The following is a 17,758-nucleotide window of genomic DNA, read 5'->3' as shown; positions in this document are numbered from 1 at the left end:
AGGAAAGAATAGATGGAAATCCTGATAGATAAGATTTTTACTTTTTTAAGAATGAGGAAAGGGGGAATAGTTATTGTCATTTTTTCATTTCCACTGCCATTATTTTTCTCGCAATTTCAGTCAGTAAAAAAAGACAAAGCTGGATTTTTTTAGTATGATTGAGTGGAAAAGGGGGGAACACGATGGACAAAGCCCAAAAATATATACCTGAGCTGTCCTCAGAGCTAAGACAGAGTATCATCAAGATGCCCAAGGCGATTCGTGAAGCAAGTGGAATCAGTATTTACGGTAAGCGGATCAAGAGTATCATCTATACGATGGATGTTGCAGTGATTGCCAATAATGATGCAGACGCTATTCTTGCCGTTTATCCATGGACGCCCAATACACGAATTTTATCAGCTGTCTCTCAGGTTTCTCAGGCGCCGATTTTTGCAGGTATCGGCGGGGGGCTGACTTCAGGAAATCGTTCTGCTCGATTGGGAACCTTTGCTGAAGAACAAGGGGCTTATGGTGTCGTGCTGAATGGACCAGCGGATATGCATACGATCGAGGTAGTCAATGAGTCAGTGGATATTCCGATTATTTATACTGTAGTAAATGATAAACGAGATATGCAGAAGCTGATTGAAGCTGGGGTAGATATCTTTAATGTAGCTGGCGGGAAGGATACGGTAAAGCTTGTTAGCTGGATCAGAGAACAGTTTCCAGAGTTTCCAATCATCGCATCCGGCGGTAAAACAGAGGAACAAATCAAAGAAACCATTGACGCTGGAGCGAATGCCATCACATATACAACTTATGGGAAAACGGAGAGCTACTTTCAGGAAAAAATGGAGCAGTATCGAGAACAAATGTTGGATGATAATGTTGATGTGTGAGTACACTTTAGTAACCTATATAGATAGAAATAGAGTCAGGAACAATAAAAAGAGAGTGGGACAATAATCTGTTCCACTCTTTTCCATACCCTAAATCCGAATAAACGGCGAGTCAGAAGCAGCTCCTACGACAATAAGCCGGAATTCAACAAAAATTTGTGAAACAATTTTCGTGAATTCCGGCTTATTGCTTGTAGCTAAACACTTCTGTCTCGGCCTCTTTTTTTATTGTCATTTAAGCTGTCTGTCCGACTTTCGGAAGCTCTAACTCATTGATAGATGTTCCTGTTGTCAGGGTATCATTGAAATTTTCAAAACTAGTTGTGATCATATTGCTAAGAGCTTCATCAGTATTTGATCCGATGTGAGGGGTTACCAGTACTCTTGGATATAGATCGATCAGTCGTTGAACCGTTCCATCCGGTAGTGCTTGCCATGGCTGAAATGCTTTGAAGAAAAGATCTTTTTCATTTGCGAAAACGTCTGTTCCAAATCCAGCTAAATGATTGCTTTCAAGAGCATTCAAGATCGCTTCATTATCCTGTAATTCACCACGGGCAGTGTTAATAAGAATAGCACCAGGCTTCATTTTTGCAAGGAAATCAGCATTGATCATTTGATCGTTTTCACCTGGAATAAATGGTACATGGAGGCTGACGATATCACTTTCAGCGAGTAATTCATCAAGCTCTTTGAATGCTAAGACTTCTTTTGCAGCATCTGATTGATAGATATCATAGCCGATGACTTTTGCGCCTAGGCCCTTGAACAGGTTTGCTTCTGTTAAGCCAATTTTACCCGTACCGATCACTCCAACTGTACAATTTCGCACTTCTTTACTGAACATTTCTTCATCGACAATAAAGTTTTTATAGGAAGTCCGCATGGTTGTGTAAGCTGTATGGCGCAGCAGCATCATTGCTAGAGTCAGTGACAGTTCAGCGATCGCATTTGGAGAATAAGAAGGAACACGTGCAACCTTCATCTCGTATTTTGCAGCTGCCTTTAAGTCGATATGATTAAATCCTACTGTACGAGTAAATACATAGCTAATGCCGTATTCATTGAATTTATCAATATTTTTACTATCTGCTACACAGTTGCCTCTCAGTAAGACTGCATCATGCCCTTTAGCAGTTTCGATATTGTCGTGTGTTAGTAATCCTTCAATCAATGTAAGCTCGTAATTGTAAATATTTAGTTCATTAAAAAATGATACTTCATTTGGTCTGACGCCGTAACAGGCTATTTTAAACATGGTAGATCCTCCTTGAGTTTATTCTTTTCTTAAAACATGCCGATATTTTTTATGACTTCCAATACGATGATCCAGATAGGTGTCATCGCGACTGCCACGACCGTGGAAAGTAAGGAAGCATTGGATGCGAGAACAGCATCTTTGTCAAAGCTGATTGCATACGCAGCAGCTACAGTTGCAGTTGGTGCCGCCATCATGATAACGATTGTAGCTAATGATTCGAAGTTGACCGGCAGGATGTTTGTCGCTGTAAGTAAGGCAAGGCAAACGATATTGACTGCTGGAACAAATACGATTTTTACTAAACTGTAATACCATGAAGTTTTGTCCGCTGCTGCTTTCTTGAAGCTAACTTCACCTAAAGTAGCTCCGATAGACAACCATGCAAGTGGAGAGGAAAGACCAGCTAGGTAATCCATTGGTTTGAACAGCCATACTGCTGTTTGATCGATTCTTAAAAAGGCAACCTGAGTTGTTCCGCCTTCCGCAAGAGGAACAGTCACCTGCGGCAAATATCCTTGGAAAATCCAAATCAATAATCCTGCAAATGTTGCAATGATGATTGGATTCATAAACATTGTTTTGATATTTTTCAATTCCATCTTCAAACCGCTCATCTTAATGTAGCCGTAAGAATATAGGAAGATACGGTAACCGATATTGAAAATCGAAGAATACATGACACCAACAGAACCATAGATGGCGCTGACGATCGGCGTACCGAAGAAGGTCGTTGATCCAAAGATAGTTAGGACACGTAGTGTATCCTGTTTGTCACCTTTATAGCTAAGGAAGAATGGTTTAGAGATGAAGATCAACAGAATATAAATCACTAATCCCCAAATCAGTACGTTGATTCCCTGCTTCAGTAAATCTGGGTTGATATCCTGCATGAATGCTTTAAAGGCCAACGCCGGTAAGGCAACTGTTAGAACAACCTTTGAAAGGATTTTTCCGACTTGATCAGTAAAAATTCCCTTTTTTCGGCATAAGAAGCCAAGCATGATGATGAATACGGTGGATGTGATTGAGCTGACGATGCTCATATCCGTGAGTGTTGTTTTGAAAATGTCCAAAATGTTCATAAGTTAATAAGTCCCCAATCTTGTATAATATTTCACAATATAGTGCGTATAGAAACAACTAGTACTCATTTCTATAACCTAAATAATAAAGTTGTAATGTGAATAAATGAACAATTAGAAACTAAACTAACTTATGTAACTTAAGTAAGCGGAAGGATTGTCGGATGTCTCTTACTTGCTTAGTTAAATAATAGATATTTTGTAGAGAAAGGCGTGTTCATAAAAGTATGGAAAAAGCATGAGAGTTGGTTGCTTTTACACGTTTTTTTCATTAGAATGGAACAAGTGAGAAAAGAAGGGACGAATTATGAAAACATATCCTGTTAAGAAGAATGAAACGATTGAAATTGATATTATTGATTTGACGCATGAAGGCTTGGGGGTAGGTAAAGTCGATGGCTATCCTCTATTTATAGAAAACAGTTTGCCGGGAGAGAAAGTAAAAGCGCTTGTTCTTAAGGTAGGCAACAAGTTTGGCTATGGGAAAGTTTTAGAACGACTTACGGATAGCCCGGATCGAGTAGAATTGACCGATGAAAGTCTGTTGAGAACAGGGATTGCTCCGCTTCAGCATATGACTTATGAAGCTCAGCTTCTGTTCAAACAAAAGCAAGTAGAGAATGTTCTGAATAAAATCAGTAAAATGCCGGATGTTCCCGTTTTGCCAAGCGTAGGCATGGCGAATCCTGTCGGGTATCGAAACAAGGCGCAGATTCCTGTTCGTAAGGTAAATCGTGAGCTGGAAACTGGTTTTTATCGTAAGAACAGCCATGATTTAGTACCAATCACAGATTTCTATATTCAGGACCCAGTCATCGATCAGGCGATCGTGACGGTTCGTGATATCATGAGACGCTTTAGTGTGAAGCCTTACGATGAGGCAGAGCATACTGGTAATTTACGACAAATCATTATCCGTCGAGGTCATTACTCTCATCAGATGATGGTTGTGCTTGTGACCAGAACAGAAAAGATTTTCAAACATGAACAAATCGTTGAAGTGATTTTGAAGGAGCTGCCTGAGGTTGTTTCTATTATCCATAATATCAATCCGGATAAAACCAATGTGATTCTAGGAAAAGAATCACGAGTACTGTATGGTCAGAATTATATTGAAGATCAGCTGCTTGGAAAAACCTATAGAATCTCAGCGCCATCCTTCTATCAGGTAAATACTGAACAGACAGAATATCTTTATCAAACAGCAATGGATTTTGCAGGATTGACAAAGGATGATATCGTGATCGATGCGTACTGTGGAATTGGCACGATTGCTTTGTCTTTAGCAGATCGTGTGAAGCATGTCTATGGTGTTGAAATCGTGAAAGAAGCGATCGAGGATGCAACAATCAATGCATTCCATAATGAAATCGACAATGTGACCTTCAAAGCTGGTTCAGCAGAAAATCTTATGAAGCAGTGGAAAGAATCTGGTATCGATCCAAGTGTTCTGGTTGTCGATCCGCCAAGAAAAGGGCTGACGCCGTCATTTATTGAAACAGCTGTAGAAATGGCACCGGAACGAATCGTATATATTTCTTGTAATCCGGCAACATTGGCACGAGATTTGAAGTTGTTTGGTTCAGATTATGAAGTGAAGAAAATTCAGCCAATCGATCTGTTCCCGCAAACAGCACATGTGGAAGCTGTAGCATTATTGGTAAAGGTGGTGTAACGGATGAATAAAAAGGATAAAGAGAAGATGTTAGAACTAATCAAAAAGAAGCAAGGCGGCGGGCGATCAGAAAAAATGGAAACACCTAAAAATGATCGTACTAACATGCGCAAGGGACCGAAGATTTTTAATAAATAATCTGAAACCCAGCATTTAAAAGCAATAACTGCATATACAGGCATGGCTAAAATAGAAAAGGGGTCGATAGTTATTTTTAGAATAGCTGTCGACCTTTTTTTATTTGACAAGAAAATAAGTGAGTGGTATTATTTCGTTATGTTTCCAAGGAAACATAAATTCAATTCAAGAATACCAAGAAAGAAGATGTAGACAATTGTTTTATAAATTAATAAAAATAAATTGTTATGCCCGAAATAAACTGTTGAAGAAGCTCGCCGGCAATCTATTGGAAAAATTCTATGGCTGTGAAATCAATTGTATGGAGATTGATCCCAGTACACTATTTGCCCATCATGCTCGAGGATGTACGATTGTTGCTTCAAAGGTTTGCGCAAATGTTGTATTTTATCAGAATGTCACAATCGGCTCAAACATGAAATACAATAAGGTTCTCCATGAATGGGAGAACGTGGGGAATCCAATTATTGGAACAGGCGTGGTTATTGCTGATGGGGCGAAAATTCTGGGGCCGGTGATCATTGGTGAGAATACTACGATTGCTGCAGGAGCGATTATTACCAAAAGCATACCAGCTGATAGTGTGGCATTTGGTGTGAATCAATTCAAACCTAAAAATCCTGACTATGAATTAGTATTTTACTCTGATATGATCGCACCGGAGAAAATCATAGAAGCCAATCTGCAGCTCATAAATGAATATGAAGGTAAAAAAGACTGAACCAGCATACAGGGCTTCAGTCTTTTTTCTATATAAAGTCCATTGAAGAAATATCAATTGCTTCTAATTCCTTTACTATACATTTTGTGCAAAGAGCACTTATCATGTAATGAATATTTAACAGGATTCATATAGAGTAAAAATATTCTCCTTAATTGGCAATTTTCACAAAGATTTTTATTGAAAAAGCTTATTGAGAAAAGTTCTCAGTGCTTTTAGTGAATTAATTGTATATTTTTTCACAATTAGACTTTGGTTTTTGATATAATTAGGCTGTCTAAAATGAAAGCGTTATCCAAAATATAATAATATAATCAAATGATTGATTGAAATCAGAGAAAGGAGATGAATGATGATGAGTGTAAAAGAAGCGTTTGAATTTATTGAAACAGAAAGCCAGCATCAAGAATTTGAAACCAGTTTAGGTTATCTGGTAGGACAGGAAGGCGCCCAAATGCCGGCTTTACAGGAAGCACAACGAATTTACAGCTATTTACCGATCGAGATATTAACACGTATCTCTGAACGGCTGGATATCCCTCTGGAACAGCTATATAGTACGGCTACGTTCTATTCGCAGTTTTCATTTGTGCCAAAGGGTGAATATACGATCAGTGTCTGTCTCGGAACTGCCTGCTATGTAAAGGGCGCAGGGAATATTCTTGATTCGTATGAAACAGAATTGAAAATCAAAGCCGGAGAGACAACGCCGGATCGAAAGTTCACATTAGAGTCTTGTCGCTGTATTGGTGCTTGTGGATTAGCTCCCGTTTTAACTGTTAATGAAGAAGTTTATGGCCGTCTGACCCAGAAAAAAGGAGATAAGGTTCTCGTATCTTATTTGAAGAAAGCTTAGTCTGTTGCTTAGGTGTTAAAACAGGAGAAAGTCTATGGAAAATTGGAGTCAATTAAACGAGCTTCGAGATGTCTATCGAGATAAAATCAATATTCGTCTCGATGAGGGTGGTGAATCCCAGTACGAGAAAGAAATCATGGTTTGTGCAGGTACTGGGTGTTTATCTTCAAAAAGTAAGGAATTCATCACTGTATTAGAAGAAGAATTGGAAAAAAATGGGATTCGTGAAACGATCAATATTGTTTCTACCGGCTGTTTCGGTCTGTGTGCACAAGGACCGATCGTGATTATTTATCCGGAAGGAACCTTTTATCGTCAGGTACAACCAAAGGATGCAAAAAAAATTGTTGCCAAACATATCATGAAAGGCGAAGTTGTTGAAAAGCTCTTGTATCATGATCATGAATCAAAAGAGATCATCAATAAGCTGCTGGATACGCCTTTTTACCAAAAGCAGGAACGGGTTGCTTTACGTAACTGTGGTCGCGTCGATCCAGAGAAAATTGAGGAATATATCGCCTTTGATGGGTATCAGGCACTGGCAAAAGTATTGAATGTCTTTACCCCTGATGATGTATTGGAAACCTTGAAAACATCTGGCCTTCGTGGTCGGGGAGGAGCGGGATTTCCAACCTTTATGAAATGGAGCTTTGCTAAGGAAAGTCCGTCGGATCAGAAATATGTGATCTGTAATGCAGATGAAGGCGATCCGGGTGCTTTCATGGATCGCTCTGTTTTAGAAGGTGATCCTCATGCGATTATTGAAGCGATGACGATTGCAGGCTACACGATTGGAGCAAATCAGGGCTATGTATACGTGCGGGCGGAATACCCGACTGCTGTGAAACGATTACGCATTGCAATCGAGCAGGCACGTGAAGCAGGATTTTTAGGCGAGAACATTTTAGGAACAGCCTTTAGCTTTGATTTGGATTTGCGTTTAGGGTCAGGTGCCTTTGTCTGTGGAGAAGAAACTGCTTTACTGGAAAGTATTGAGGGCAAGCGAGGCGAACCACGCCCGCGTCCGCCGTTTCCTGCTGTCAAAGGACTTTTTGGCAAACCTACGATTGTGAATAATGTGGAGACTTACGCAAATATTCCGCAAATCATCGTAAAGGGTTCTGAATGGTTTGCATCGATGGGAACAGAGAAATCCAAAGGAACAAAAGTATTCGCCTTAGGAGGAAAAATTCAAAACACAGGATTGGTTGAAATCCCAATGGGCACAACCTTACGGGAAATCGTTGAGGATATCGGTGGTGGTATCCCTGATGGAAAGAAATTCAAGGCGGCTCAGACTGGTGGACCTTCCGGAGGTTGCATCCCACCTGAACATTATGATGTGGCAATCGATTATGACAACTTGATCGCTATCGGCTCCATGATGGGATCGGGCGGATTGATCGTTATGGATGAGCAAAACTGTATGGTGGATATTGCGAAATTCTTCTTGGAGTTTACGGTTGAAGAAAGTTGTGGGAAATGTGTACCTTGTCGAATCGGTACGAAGCGTTTATTGGAGATTCTAGAGAAAATCACCATGGGCAAAGCAACACTGGAAGATCTGGATAAGATGGAGGCTTTATGTCACCATATCAGTGAAAATTCCTTATGCGGTTTAGGACAGACAGCTCCAAATCCTGTGTTGTCTACCTATCATTACTTTAAAGAAGAGTATCTGGCACATGTCTTGGAGCATCGTTGTCCGGCAGGTGTCTGTAAGAATCTTATTCAATACACGATCGATCCTGAGAATTGTACCGGCTGTACAGCTTGTGCTAAAACGTGTCCAGTTTCTGCGATTCACGGCGAGGTCAAGAAGGTTCACGAAATTGATCAGGCTGTTTGTATTAAGTGTGGTTTATGTATCGATACCTGTCGTTTCAACGCGATCAATGTGGGTTAGGAGGTGGAACCTGTGAAAGAAATTACGATTACAATCAACGGTAAAACATGCAGTGCTCCTGAAGGGTCCACGATCTTAGAAGCGGCACGCTATAACAATATTGATATTCCAACACTGTGTTACCTAAAGGAAATCAACGAAATCGGCGCCTGTCGTATGTGCGTCGTCGAGGTAGAAGGAGCGAAGAGTCTGGCAACTTCCTGTGTTTATCCTATTCGTGAAGGGATGAAAATCGTTACGAATTCTGAACGTGTTTTTCAATCACGAAAAATCAATTTGGAACTGATTCTTTCTACGCATGAGCGGAAATGTCTATCCTGTATCCGCAATGGCAACTGCGAACTGCAGCGGCTATGTAAGGATTTCAATGTAGATGATGAAGATTATTATAATGGGGAAAACTATGAGTATGATTTCGATGACAGCGCTGTGCATATGTATCGGAACAATAACAAGTGCATTTTGTGTAAACGCTGTGTGGCAGCTTGCTCCAAGGTGCAGGCGATCGGTGTGATCGGTTCGAATGATCGCGGCTTTAAAACACATATTGGCTGTGCTTTTGAACAAAACTTAGGCGAAGTATCTTGTATTTCCTGCGGGCAGTGTATTGTTGTTTGTCCAACAGGAGCAATTGCTGAAAAAGATCAGACGAAAGAGGTCTGGGAAGCGTTGGAAGATCCATCTAAATATGTTGTGGTCCAAACAGCTCCTTCGATTCGTGTGACACTTGGGGAAGCCTTCAATATGCCGATCGGAACGAATGTAGAAGGAAAAATGGTCGCAGCTTTGCGCCGCATCGGCTTTGATAAGGTTTTTGATACCAATGTTGCTGCAGATTTCACTATTATGGAAGAAGCGACGGAGTTCTTGAATCGAGTAGAAAATAATGGACCTTTCCCATTGTTTACTTCTTGCTCACCGGGCTGGGTCAAATATTGCGAGTCCTATCATCCGGAGCTGATACCGAATCTTTCCAGCTGTAAGTCTCCGCAACAAATGTTCGGAGCCTTGGTAAAGACATGGTATGCGGATAAAATGGGTGTCGATCCAAAGGATATTTTTGTTGTTGGGATCATGCCGTGTACGGCTAAGAAATTTGAAGTGACACGGGAAGATGAAGCGGCCGCAGGCTACTCAGATGTGGATGTTGCATTGACAACACGTGAACTGGCTCGAATGATTGATAAGGCAGGAATCCGATTCACAGAATTGGAGGATGAAGCATTCGACAATCCTTTAGGGGAAGCAACAGGTGCCGGCTATATTTTCGGAGCAACAGGTGGTGTGATGGAAGCCGCTTTGCGAACTGCAGTTGAGACGCTTTCAGGTGAAGAATTACAGGCGCTTGATTTTGATGAGGTTCGCGGTATGGCTGGAATCAAAGAAGCGACATATGAGGTGAACGGTATAGAAGTCCGAGTTGCCGTGGCTTCCGGTATTGGAAATGCCAAACGTCTAATCAAAAAGATTCAGAATAATGAAGCATTTTACCATTTTGTGGAAATCATGGGCTGTCCCGGTGGTTGTATCAATGGAGGCGGTCAGCCTGTCCAGCCTGCTTCAGTTCGAAACTTTATTGATTTGAAAGCCAAACGGGCGGCTGCTCTTTACGTGGAGGATTCAGCCAGGAAGCTGAGAAAATCCAATGATAGTCCAATCGTCCAACATTTGTATAAGGAATTTTTGGAGTATCCGGGCAGCGAAAAAGCGCATCATCTGCTTCATACATCCTATAGAGACCGCTCTGTTGTTCATCATTCATAACTAGCTTAGAACGAATGTACAATAAAAAAGGCATGAGGTGATCATCTGGAAAGACAATCATCTCATGTCGTTTATGAAATATTAACTTTCTTGCGGTAATGCTTTTGTCAGTAGCGGAAGAATCACTGCTGCCAAAACGCCGCCGATCAACGCGGTAAATAGCTGTGGAAATGAAAATGCTGCTGATACAACGCTGGCATTAGGCTCTGGTATACCTAAAACAATAGGCACGACCAACTTCACAACCAAGCCGTAAAGGACTAAAAATTTAGCAGCTGCAGCTACGATAGTGGAAACAGTGAAGACAACAAGTTGGTTCTTTGAAATATGTTTGAATAAGTGCCAGAGAATGACTAGAGTGGCGTTTCCAATAGCGACACAGAGGATGATTTGCCAGAATTTTGGTCCAATACCAAACATAAAAGCAAAAAACGGAGAAAGCAGAGCAATGGTCAATCCGCTAGGTAATCCAACGGTGACAACGCTTACAATCAAAATGAAATTAACAAGTGAGCCGGTCAGTAAGGTGCTGCCAAAGCCGGAAGTAACGGCCTGTACAGCAATCAATAGGGCAAGAAGTACAGCAGTTTGAGTGATCCATAAAGCTTTTCTGTTCATAATCAGCGGCGATTTATTCAATTGTGATAAAAATCACAATAACGCCTATTCACTTCCCTTCATCAAATTTAGAGCGTGCTGTTGAGGACAAAAGCCTATTCAACAATGACCTTTCCAGATGAAGAAGCTCATGCTTCTCAACAAAATCTTTACAAGGTCATTGTAACAGATTTGCTCTTTCTGTTTAAGAATAATTTTACAGTCTGTGTAAGAGAAGAAGTTTTTACTTCGGATCGTTGAGTTGAAAGTAACAGATAAAACGGGTATTTATTTGTTGGGAACGGCCATAATAAGTGTACAAAGGTTCATTCTACTATAGCGTGTGTCCCAATTGATCCATTTAATTTTTGTAGGATAAGAGCTTTACTATCAACATAGTAGCTCTATTAAAATAAACCATTTAAAAAAAAGAGAGGATGACCATTTTATGACAGTAGCAAAGATCGTGTACGCAAGTGCAACAGGAAACACAGAGGGAATTTCTGAAATTTTAGAGGCAGCTTTTGAAGAGCTGGATATAGACGTAGAACGCATCGAAGCGGATGATGCAGATGAGGATACTTATGAGGATGCTGATATTTGTGTATTAGCAACTTATACAGATGGTGATGGTGAACGACCGTTTGATCTGGAGGACTTCTATGAAGAACTGCCGGAGCAAGATTTATCAGGAAAAGTATTTGGCGTTGTCGGCAGTGGAGACAGTGAAATCTATCCGGATTATTTCTGTCAGGCTGCGATTGATTTTGACGAAGCATTTGCGAAGACAGGTGCAACAAAGGGCGCTGAATTGGTAAAAATAGAAAATGACGCAGATGATGAAGACGAAGAGGTTTTGAAAGCTTTTGTAAAAGCCTTGGCAGCAGCTGAAGCGTAGAAGGACGTGTGAGTAATTTTGTTTAAAATAATAAAACGTAAAGAACTAGCACCTACTGAATTTGACATTCTGGTGGATGCACCTCGTATTGCTAAAAAGGCACAGCCAGGGCAGTTCGTCATTCTGCGAATTGATGAAGCTGGGGAACGTATTCCATTAACAATCGTAGATACTGATGCAGAAAAGGGCTGGGTGCGTTTGATTTTTCAAGTGATTGGTAAATCAACCGCTCAGTTAGCCACAGTCATGGAAGGCGATGCGTTGATCGACTTAGTAGGCCCGCTGGGAAAACCAACTGAAATCAAAAATTACGGTACTGTTCTTTTAGTTGGCGGCGGTGTGGGGATTGCAGCACTGTTTCCAATTGTTAAAGGATTGAAAGAAGCCGGCAATCGTGTTCTCACGATTTTAGGAGCGAAGACTTCAGAATTACTCATATTACGTGATGAATGTGCAGACTACTCCGATGAATTGATCCTGATGACGGATGATGGTTCTTTGGGAGAAAAAGGATTAGTGACAAAGGCAATGGAGGATGTTTTTCAACGGGAGGATATCGCTTTTACTTGGGCAATTGGCCCAAGTATCATGATGAAGTTTGCGACGATGACAGCTGATAAGTATAATGTGCCGATTTATGTTTCCTTGAATCCAATCATGATCGATGGAACAGGAATGTGCGGCGGCTGTCGAGTGACGATTTCAAACACGATCAAGTTTGCTTGTGTGGATGGACCGGAGTTTCTTGGAGAAGAAGTCGACTGGGATGAATTTATCAATCGAATGCAGCAGTATCGCGGGGAAGAAACCCAGTCAAATGAACGATATGAAGAGCAGGTGAAGCAAAATGGCTAAAGTGAAAAGAAGTTATACACAAACGCCGATGAGGGAACAGGAGGCAGCTGTTCGCTGTCATAATTTTGATGAGGTTGCTTTTGGCTACAACATGGAAGAAGGACAGTTGGAAGCCAGTCGATGTCTTCAATGTAAAAATGCTCCTTGTATCGAGAATTGTCCCGTCATGATCGATATCCCTGGTTTTATCAAAGCAATAGAGGATGGGGACATGCCGAAGGCTCATGAGGTATTAAGCAAATATACAAACCTTCCTGCCATTTGTGGTCGCGTATGTCCACAGGAAAAACAGTGTGAAATGGTTTGTCGATTAGGGCGCTCGAAGAAATTTGAACCAGTCGCAATCGGTAAACTGGAACGTTTGGTGGCTGATTGGGCATTAGAGCAGCCAATCGAGTACAAAGAAGTTACAGGCAATAAAGGACGAGTAGCGGTTATCGGCTCAGGTCCTTCTGGTCTAACTACAGCCGGTGATCTGGCAAAGCTGGGATATGAAGTAATTATTTATGAAGCCCTGCATGCTCCCGGTGGTGTGTTGACTTATGGGATTCCTGAATTTCGTTTGCCAAAACGAATCGTGAACAAAGAAATCGAACGAATCGTCGCTCAAGGTGTGACCATTGAAACGAATGTTGTGATTGGTAAAACGATCACGATGGAGGAAATCATGGAGGAGTTCGATGCGTGTTACCTATCCGTCGGTGCTGGTGCACCAAACTTTATGGGCATTCCGGGAACCTCTTTAAATGGTGTTTATTCATCTAGTGAGTATTTGACCCGTATCAATTTGATGCATGGCTATGAATTTCCTAAGTATGATACGCCTGTCCAAAGATCAAAAAATGTTGTGGTGATCGGCGGCGGTAACGTTGCAATGGATGCGGCACGCTCGGCTAAACGATTAGGCGCAGACAATGTATCAGTCATTTATCGACGCTCGTTGGAAGAACTGCCGGCACGTATAGAAGAATATCATCATTCTGTGGAAGAAGGCATCGAGTATCATTGGCTGACAAATCCTATTGAGTATATCAGTGATGACAAAGGAACTTTGACAGCAGTGAAATGTGTCAAAATGGAGCTGGGAGAGCCTGATGAATCCGGTCGGAGACGCCCTGTAGTGATTCCTGATAGTGAGTTTATCATCGAAGCAGATACAGCAATTGAAGCCATTGGACAAGGGGCAAATAAAGTATTGTTAGATACATTCCCAGAGCTTGGGACAAATAAATGGGGGTATGTCGAGGCAGACCCTGAAACAGCTGCCACAACAATTCCAGGCGTTTTTGCCGGAGGAGATATTGTTACCGGAGCGGCTACCGTGATTTTGGCAATGGGAGCTGGAAAGATAGCAGCTAGAGAAATCGATCAATATATTCAAAAAGTGCGACAGGAAATGCCGGTTTAAGTAATCAGTGAGGTGGTAAAAGAATGAAGAAAATGAAGACAATGGACGGCAATACAGCTGCTGCTTATATCTCTTATGCTTTTACAGAAGTAGCTGGAATCTATCCAATCACACCAAGCTCAACCATGGCAGAAGTTGTGGACGAGTGGGCAGAAAACGGCTTGAAAAATATTTTTGGCGAAACAGTTAACTTGATTGAAATGCAGTCTGAGGCTGGCGCTGCGGGAACGGTTCACGGTTCCTTAAAGACGGGTGTTTTGACAACGACGTATACAGCTTCTCAAGGGCTGCTTTTGATGATTCCTAATATGTTCAAAATTGCCGGTGAGCTTTTGCCGACGGTCTTTCATGTGGCAGCAAGAGCAGTTTCTACAAATGCGCTAAGTATTTTTGGCGACCACAGTGATGTGATGGCAGCTAGGCAAACAGGCTTTTGTATGCTGGCAGAATCAAGTGTTCAGGAAGTCATGGACTTATCTGCTGTTGCTCATTTGGCTAGTATTGAAGGCAGTTTGCCGTTTATGAATTTCTTTGACGGCTTCCGTACCAGTCATGAGCTGCAGAAAATCGAAGCACTGGATTATGAGGATCTGAAGGCGATGGTAAATTGGGAGGCTCTCGAAAATTTCCGTAAGCGGGGAATGAATCCCAATCATCCAACTGTTTCCGGGACGGCACAGAACCCGGATATTCATTTCCAACAGCGAGAAACAGTCAATGCGTATTATGATGAAATGCCTGCAATCGTACAAAAGTATATGCAGAAAATCAATGAATTACGCGGTACGAACTATGATTTGATGAATTATTATGGTGATCCGGAAGCGACAGAAGTCATCATTTCCATGGGTTCCGCTTCACCGACGATCCAGCAGGCTGTTGATTATCTGAACAGCCAAGGACGTAAGGTTGGACATATCGATGTCCATTTGTATCGTCCATTTCCAGCTGAAAATCTGTTGGAAAAGCTGCCGAAAACCGTTGAACGTGTTGCGGTTCTTGATCGGACGAAGGAACCGGGCTCTGATGGCGAACCATTGCTGCTTGATGTTCAAAGCGTACTATATCGTCATGAAAATCGACCAATCATTATCGGTGGTCGCTATGGGATTGCTTCGAAGGATGTGACACCGGATCAAATAGTAGCGGTGTACGACCATCTGGTATTGCCGATAAACGAGCTGAAGCTGCGCTTTACCATCGGTATCATTGATGACGTAACACATCTGTCGCTGCCGATGACAGAGATATTGGATTTGACGAAGGATACCACCTTCCAAGCGAAATTCTGGGGCTTCGGTTCAGATGGTACTGTGGGAGCAAATAAACAGGCAATCAAAATCATCGGGAATAATACAGATAAATATGCGCAGGCGTATTTTGCTTATGATTCGAAGAAATCCGGCGGTCTGACAGTTTCCCACTTACGTTTTGGAGACGATCCGATTCGTTCTACCTATAATGTGGAATGTCCGGACTTTGTCGGCTGTCATAATGCGGCCTACCTTCATAAGTATGATTTGGTTAAAGGTTTGAAGGATGGCGGGACTTTCCTGTTGAATACAGTATGGGATGTTGAGCGTGTCAAAACGCATTTACCAAAACCTTTGAAGCGTTATTTAGCAGAGCATAATATTGAATTTTATATCATCAATGCAATGGAGATCGCACAGCGGCTTGGATTAGGTCGACGGATCAATACGGTCATGTCAGCGGCTTTCTTTGAAGTAACAGATATCATGGATCGTGAAACCTTCCTGCCTCTTTTAAAAGAGGAAGTAAAAGCAACCTACGGTAAAAAATCAATGGTGATCGTTGAGAGGAATTGGGAAGCAATCGATGAAACTTTCGGGGCATTGACGAAGGTTGATATTCCAGAAGAATGGAAAGCACTTGAGCTTTCTGCGCCAGTTGTGGATATTTCAAGTAAGCCGGCATATGTTCGCAACATTCTTGAGCCGATCAATCGTCAGGAAGGCAATCAGCTTTCAGTCAATGACTTAATTGAAAACGGCATGCTGGGCGGTGAGATGGCGATGGGCACAGCAGCCTTTGAAAAGCGCGGGATTGCATTAGAAGTGCCTGAGTGGATATCTGAAAACTGTACGATGTGTAATGAGTGTGCCTTTATTTGTCCACATGCTGCGATTCGTCCGTTTCTGGCTGATGAAGAAGAGATGGCAGAAGTACCGGATGGCTTTATTACTCGAACCATGAAGGGACCGGATAATTTAGAATATCGAATCCAAGTATCTCTAGAGGATTGTACAGGCTGCGGCTTATGTGTCGAAATGTGTCCGGCAAAAGAAAAAGCGCTGGTTCTGAAGCCGTATGACGAGCAGAAGGAACAGGCAATCAATTGGGCTTTTGCCATGACCTTACGTCAAAAAGCCAACCCTATCAAGAAATTCTCTGTTAAGGGATCACAGTTTGAGCAGCCGTTGATTGAATTTTCAGGTGCCTGTGCAGGTTGTGGAGAGACACCTTACGTGAAGCTGTTGACTCAGCTTTATGGCGACCGCATGATGATTGCCAATACAACTGGTTGTTCATCAATCTGGGGGGCTTCATCTCCGGCGACACCTTATACTGTAAATGCAGAAGGCAAAGGACCAGCATGGAGTAACTCGTTGTTTGAAGATAATGCGGAATATGGTTTGGGGATGTATATCGCTAACGAAACGAAACGTAAGCGAGCGGCTAATTTGATACAGACGGCTGTTGATAATGGCTATGGTTCCGAGACAACACAAGCACAGCTGCAGGACTGGCTGGATCATGCGACTGAAGGCGAGGGAACACAGCAGCGGGCAGCAAAACTAGCACAAGCTCTTCGTGAAGATGACGATGATCGAATCAAAGATATTTTGACTCATGAAGAAATGTTTGCTAAACCGAGCCAGTGGATTCTTGGCGGTGACGGTTGGGCTTATGATATTGGTTATAGTGGAATCGACCATGTTCTTGCGACCGGAGCAGATGTTAATATCTTTGTTATGGATAATGAAGTGTATGCGAATACTGGTGGACAAATGTCCAAAGCAACACCAACCTCTGCTATTGCAAAATTTGCAGCAGGAGGAAAGAAAACCAAGAAAAAAGATTTGGGCTTGATGGCCATGGCATATCGAGATGTGTATGTTGCATCGATTTCAATTGAAGCTAATCCGGCACAAGCACTAAAAGCTATTACTGAGGCGGAAAACTATCCGGGACCATCCTTGATCATTGGTTATACACCATGTATCAATCATGGGCTGCGCGGCGGTATGAGCCAATCTATCAAAGAATCAAAGGATGCTGTAGAGTCCGGCTATTGGCCGCTTTATCGCCACGATCCTCGATTGAGAGACAAAGGCAAAGACCCAATGCGGGTAGACTTCAAAAAAGCAGACTTCTCAAAAATGGAAGACTTCCTACGCAATCAGGTTCGTTTCTCTGCGTTGCATAACGTGAAGGACAGTGAAGTGGAAGTAGAAGAAATGCTTCATCAAACCGTTAAAGACATGGAAGAACGCTCAGAAAGCTATACACAGTTATTGAAGAAATAGAAAAAAGGGTTTGCTGCAAGTCAATCAATGCAACCTTTTGAATGAGAGTGGGACAATAGTCTACTCTCAAAAAGAAAACAAGTCTGATTTTGATGATCAATATCAAAATCGGGCTTGTTTTTTCTTCTTTCCGTCTCTTTCTCTCCATGTGCTTCCCTAATTTCC

The 17,758-nt window shown here is 41.9% G+C and carries 15 protein-coding genes; 11 read left to right on the top strand and 4 right to left on the bottom strand.

Annotated features, from left to right (window positions below; genetic code table 11):
* The first annotated feature begins 182 nt into the window (after positions 1–182).
* Positions 183–881: a beta/alpha barrel domain-containing protein gene (locus I6N96_RS17255; protein ID WP_209558820.1), complete on the top strand. Its 699-nt coding sequence runs from the start codon at positions 183–185 to the stop codon at positions 879–881.
* A 235-nt stretch (positions 882–1,116) separates the two neighbouring features.
* Here I6N96_RS17255 and I6N96_RS17250 read toward each other — a convergent pair whose 3' ends face one another.
* Complete coding sequence (locus I6N96_RS17250; RefSeq protein ID WP_209558819.1) at positions 1,117–2,139, bottom strand: 2-hydroxyacid dehydrogenase; 1,023 nt, start codon at positions 2,137–2,139, stop codon at positions 1,117–1,119.
* 29 nt (positions 2,140–2,168) lie between these two features.
* Positions 2,169–3,224, bottom strand: coding sequence for an AEC family transporter (locus I6N96_RS17245; protein ID WP_209558818.1), 1,056 nt, complete (start codon positions 3,222–3,224; stop codon positions 2,169–2,171).
* Between the two features lie 307 nt (positions 3,225–3,531).
* Here I6N96_RS17245 and rlmD point away from each other — a divergent pair, with 307 nt between their 5' ends.
* The 6 genes from rlmD to I6N96_RS17220 all read left to right on the top strand — a co-directional run bounded on the left by rlmD (position 3,532) and on the right by I6N96_RS17220 (position 10,284).
* Entirely contained in the window at positions 3,532–4,899 is a 1,368-nt protein-coding gene (gene rlmD, locus I6N96_RS17240; RefSeq protein WP_209558817.1) for a 23S rRNA (uracil(1939)-C(5))-methyltransferase RlmD, read from the top strand.
* Between the two features lie 3 nt (positions 4,900–4,902).
* Positions 4,903–5,037, top strand: coding sequence for a hypothetical protein (locus tag I6N96_RS19920; protein WP_283160590.1), 135 nt, complete (start codon positions 4,903–4,905; stop codon positions 5,035–5,037).
* Between the two features lie 196 nt (positions 5,038–5,233).
* On the top strand, positions 5,234–5,758 hold the full coding sequence (locus I6N96_RS17235) for an LbetaH domain-containing protein (protein ID WP_209558816.1): 525 nt from the start codon (positions 5,234–5,236) through the stop codon (positions 5,756–5,758).
* Positions 5,759–6,110: 352 nt separating this feature from the next.
* The gene (locus I6N96_RS17230; protein WP_245187030.1) at positions 6,111–6,614 is read left to right on the top strand and encodes an NADH-quinone oxidoreductase subunit NuoE family protein; all 504 of its coding nucleotides are present in this window, start codon (positions 6,111–6,113) and stop codon (positions 6,612–6,614) included.
* A 34-nt stretch (positions 6,615–6,648) separates the two neighbouring features.
* The gene (locus I6N96_RS17225) at positions 6,649–8,520 is read left to right on the top strand and encodes an NADH-quinone oxidoreductase subunit NuoF (RefSeq protein ID WP_209558815.1); all 1,872 of its coding nucleotides are present in this window, start codon (positions 6,649–6,651) and stop codon (positions 8,518–8,520) included.
* Between the two features lie 12 nt (positions 8,521–8,532).
* Entirely contained in the window at positions 8,533–10,284 is a 1,752-nt protein-coding gene (locus tag I6N96_RS17220; protein WP_209558814.1) for an NADH-dependent [FeFe] hydrogenase, group A6, read from the top strand.
* A gap of 81 nt (positions 10,285–10,365) precedes the next feature.
* Here the strand turns inward: I6N96_RS17220 and I6N96_RS17215 are convergent, their stop codons facing one another.
* Positions 10,366–10,902 (bottom strand): ECF transporter S component, encoded by a 537-nt coding sequence (locus I6N96_RS17215; protein WP_209558813.1) that lies wholly within the window; start codon positions 10,900–10,902, stop codon positions 10,366–10,368.
* A gap of 427 nt (positions 10,903–11,329) precedes the next feature.
* On the opposite strand from I6N96_RS17215, the gene I6N96_RS17210 reads away from it, so the two are divergent.
* From I6N96_RS17210 to nifJ, 4 genes are read left to right on the top strand one after another with little or no spacing between them, the layout of a single operon-like run.
* Positions 11,330–11,779: a flavodoxin gene (locus tag I6N96_RS17210; protein WP_209558812.1), complete on the top strand. Its 450-nt coding sequence runs from the start codon at positions 11,330–11,332 to the stop codon at positions 11,777–11,779.
* An 18-nt stretch (positions 11,780–11,797) separates the two neighbouring features.
* Positions 11,798–12,634 (top strand): sulfide/dihydroorotate dehydrogenase-like FAD/NAD-binding protein, encoded by an 837-nt coding sequence (locus I6N96_RS17205; RefSeq protein ID WP_209558811.1) that lies wholly within the window; start codon positions 11,798–11,800, stop codon positions 12,632–12,634.
* Complete coding sequence (gene gltA, locus I6N96_RS17200; RefSeq protein WP_209558810.1) at positions 12,627–14,042, top strand: NADPH-dependent glutamate synthase; 1,416 nt, start codon at positions 12,627–12,629, stop codon at positions 14,040–14,042. Before I6N96_RS17205 ends, gltA begins: the two co-directional genes overlap by 8 nt.
* Positions 14,043–14,065: 23 nt before the next feature.
* Positions 14,066–17,593, top strand: a complete 3,528-nt coding sequence (gene nifJ, locus I6N96_RS17195; protein WP_209558809.1) for a pyruvate:ferredoxin (flavodoxin) oxidoreductase — start codon at positions 14,066–14,068, stop codon at positions 17,591–17,593.
* On the opposite strand, the gene I6N96_RS19805 is transcribed toward nifJ, so the two are convergent.
* Positions 17,541–17,758: hypothetical protein (locus I6N96_RS19805; protein WP_245187028.1), on the bottom strand; the 218-nt coding region annotated here is incomplete at its 5' end. The two genes, nifJ and I6N96_RS19805, sit on opposite strands and share 53 nt — an antisense overlap.

This window comes from Enterococcus larvae (assembly GCF_017830045.1).
Lineage (GTDB): Bacteria > Bacillota > Bacilli > Lactobacillales > Enterococcaceae > Enterococcus_L > Enterococcus_L larvae.
The sequence above is the reverse complement of the archived record's forward strand: the minus strand, read 5'-3'. Positions and strand labels throughout refer to the sequence as shown.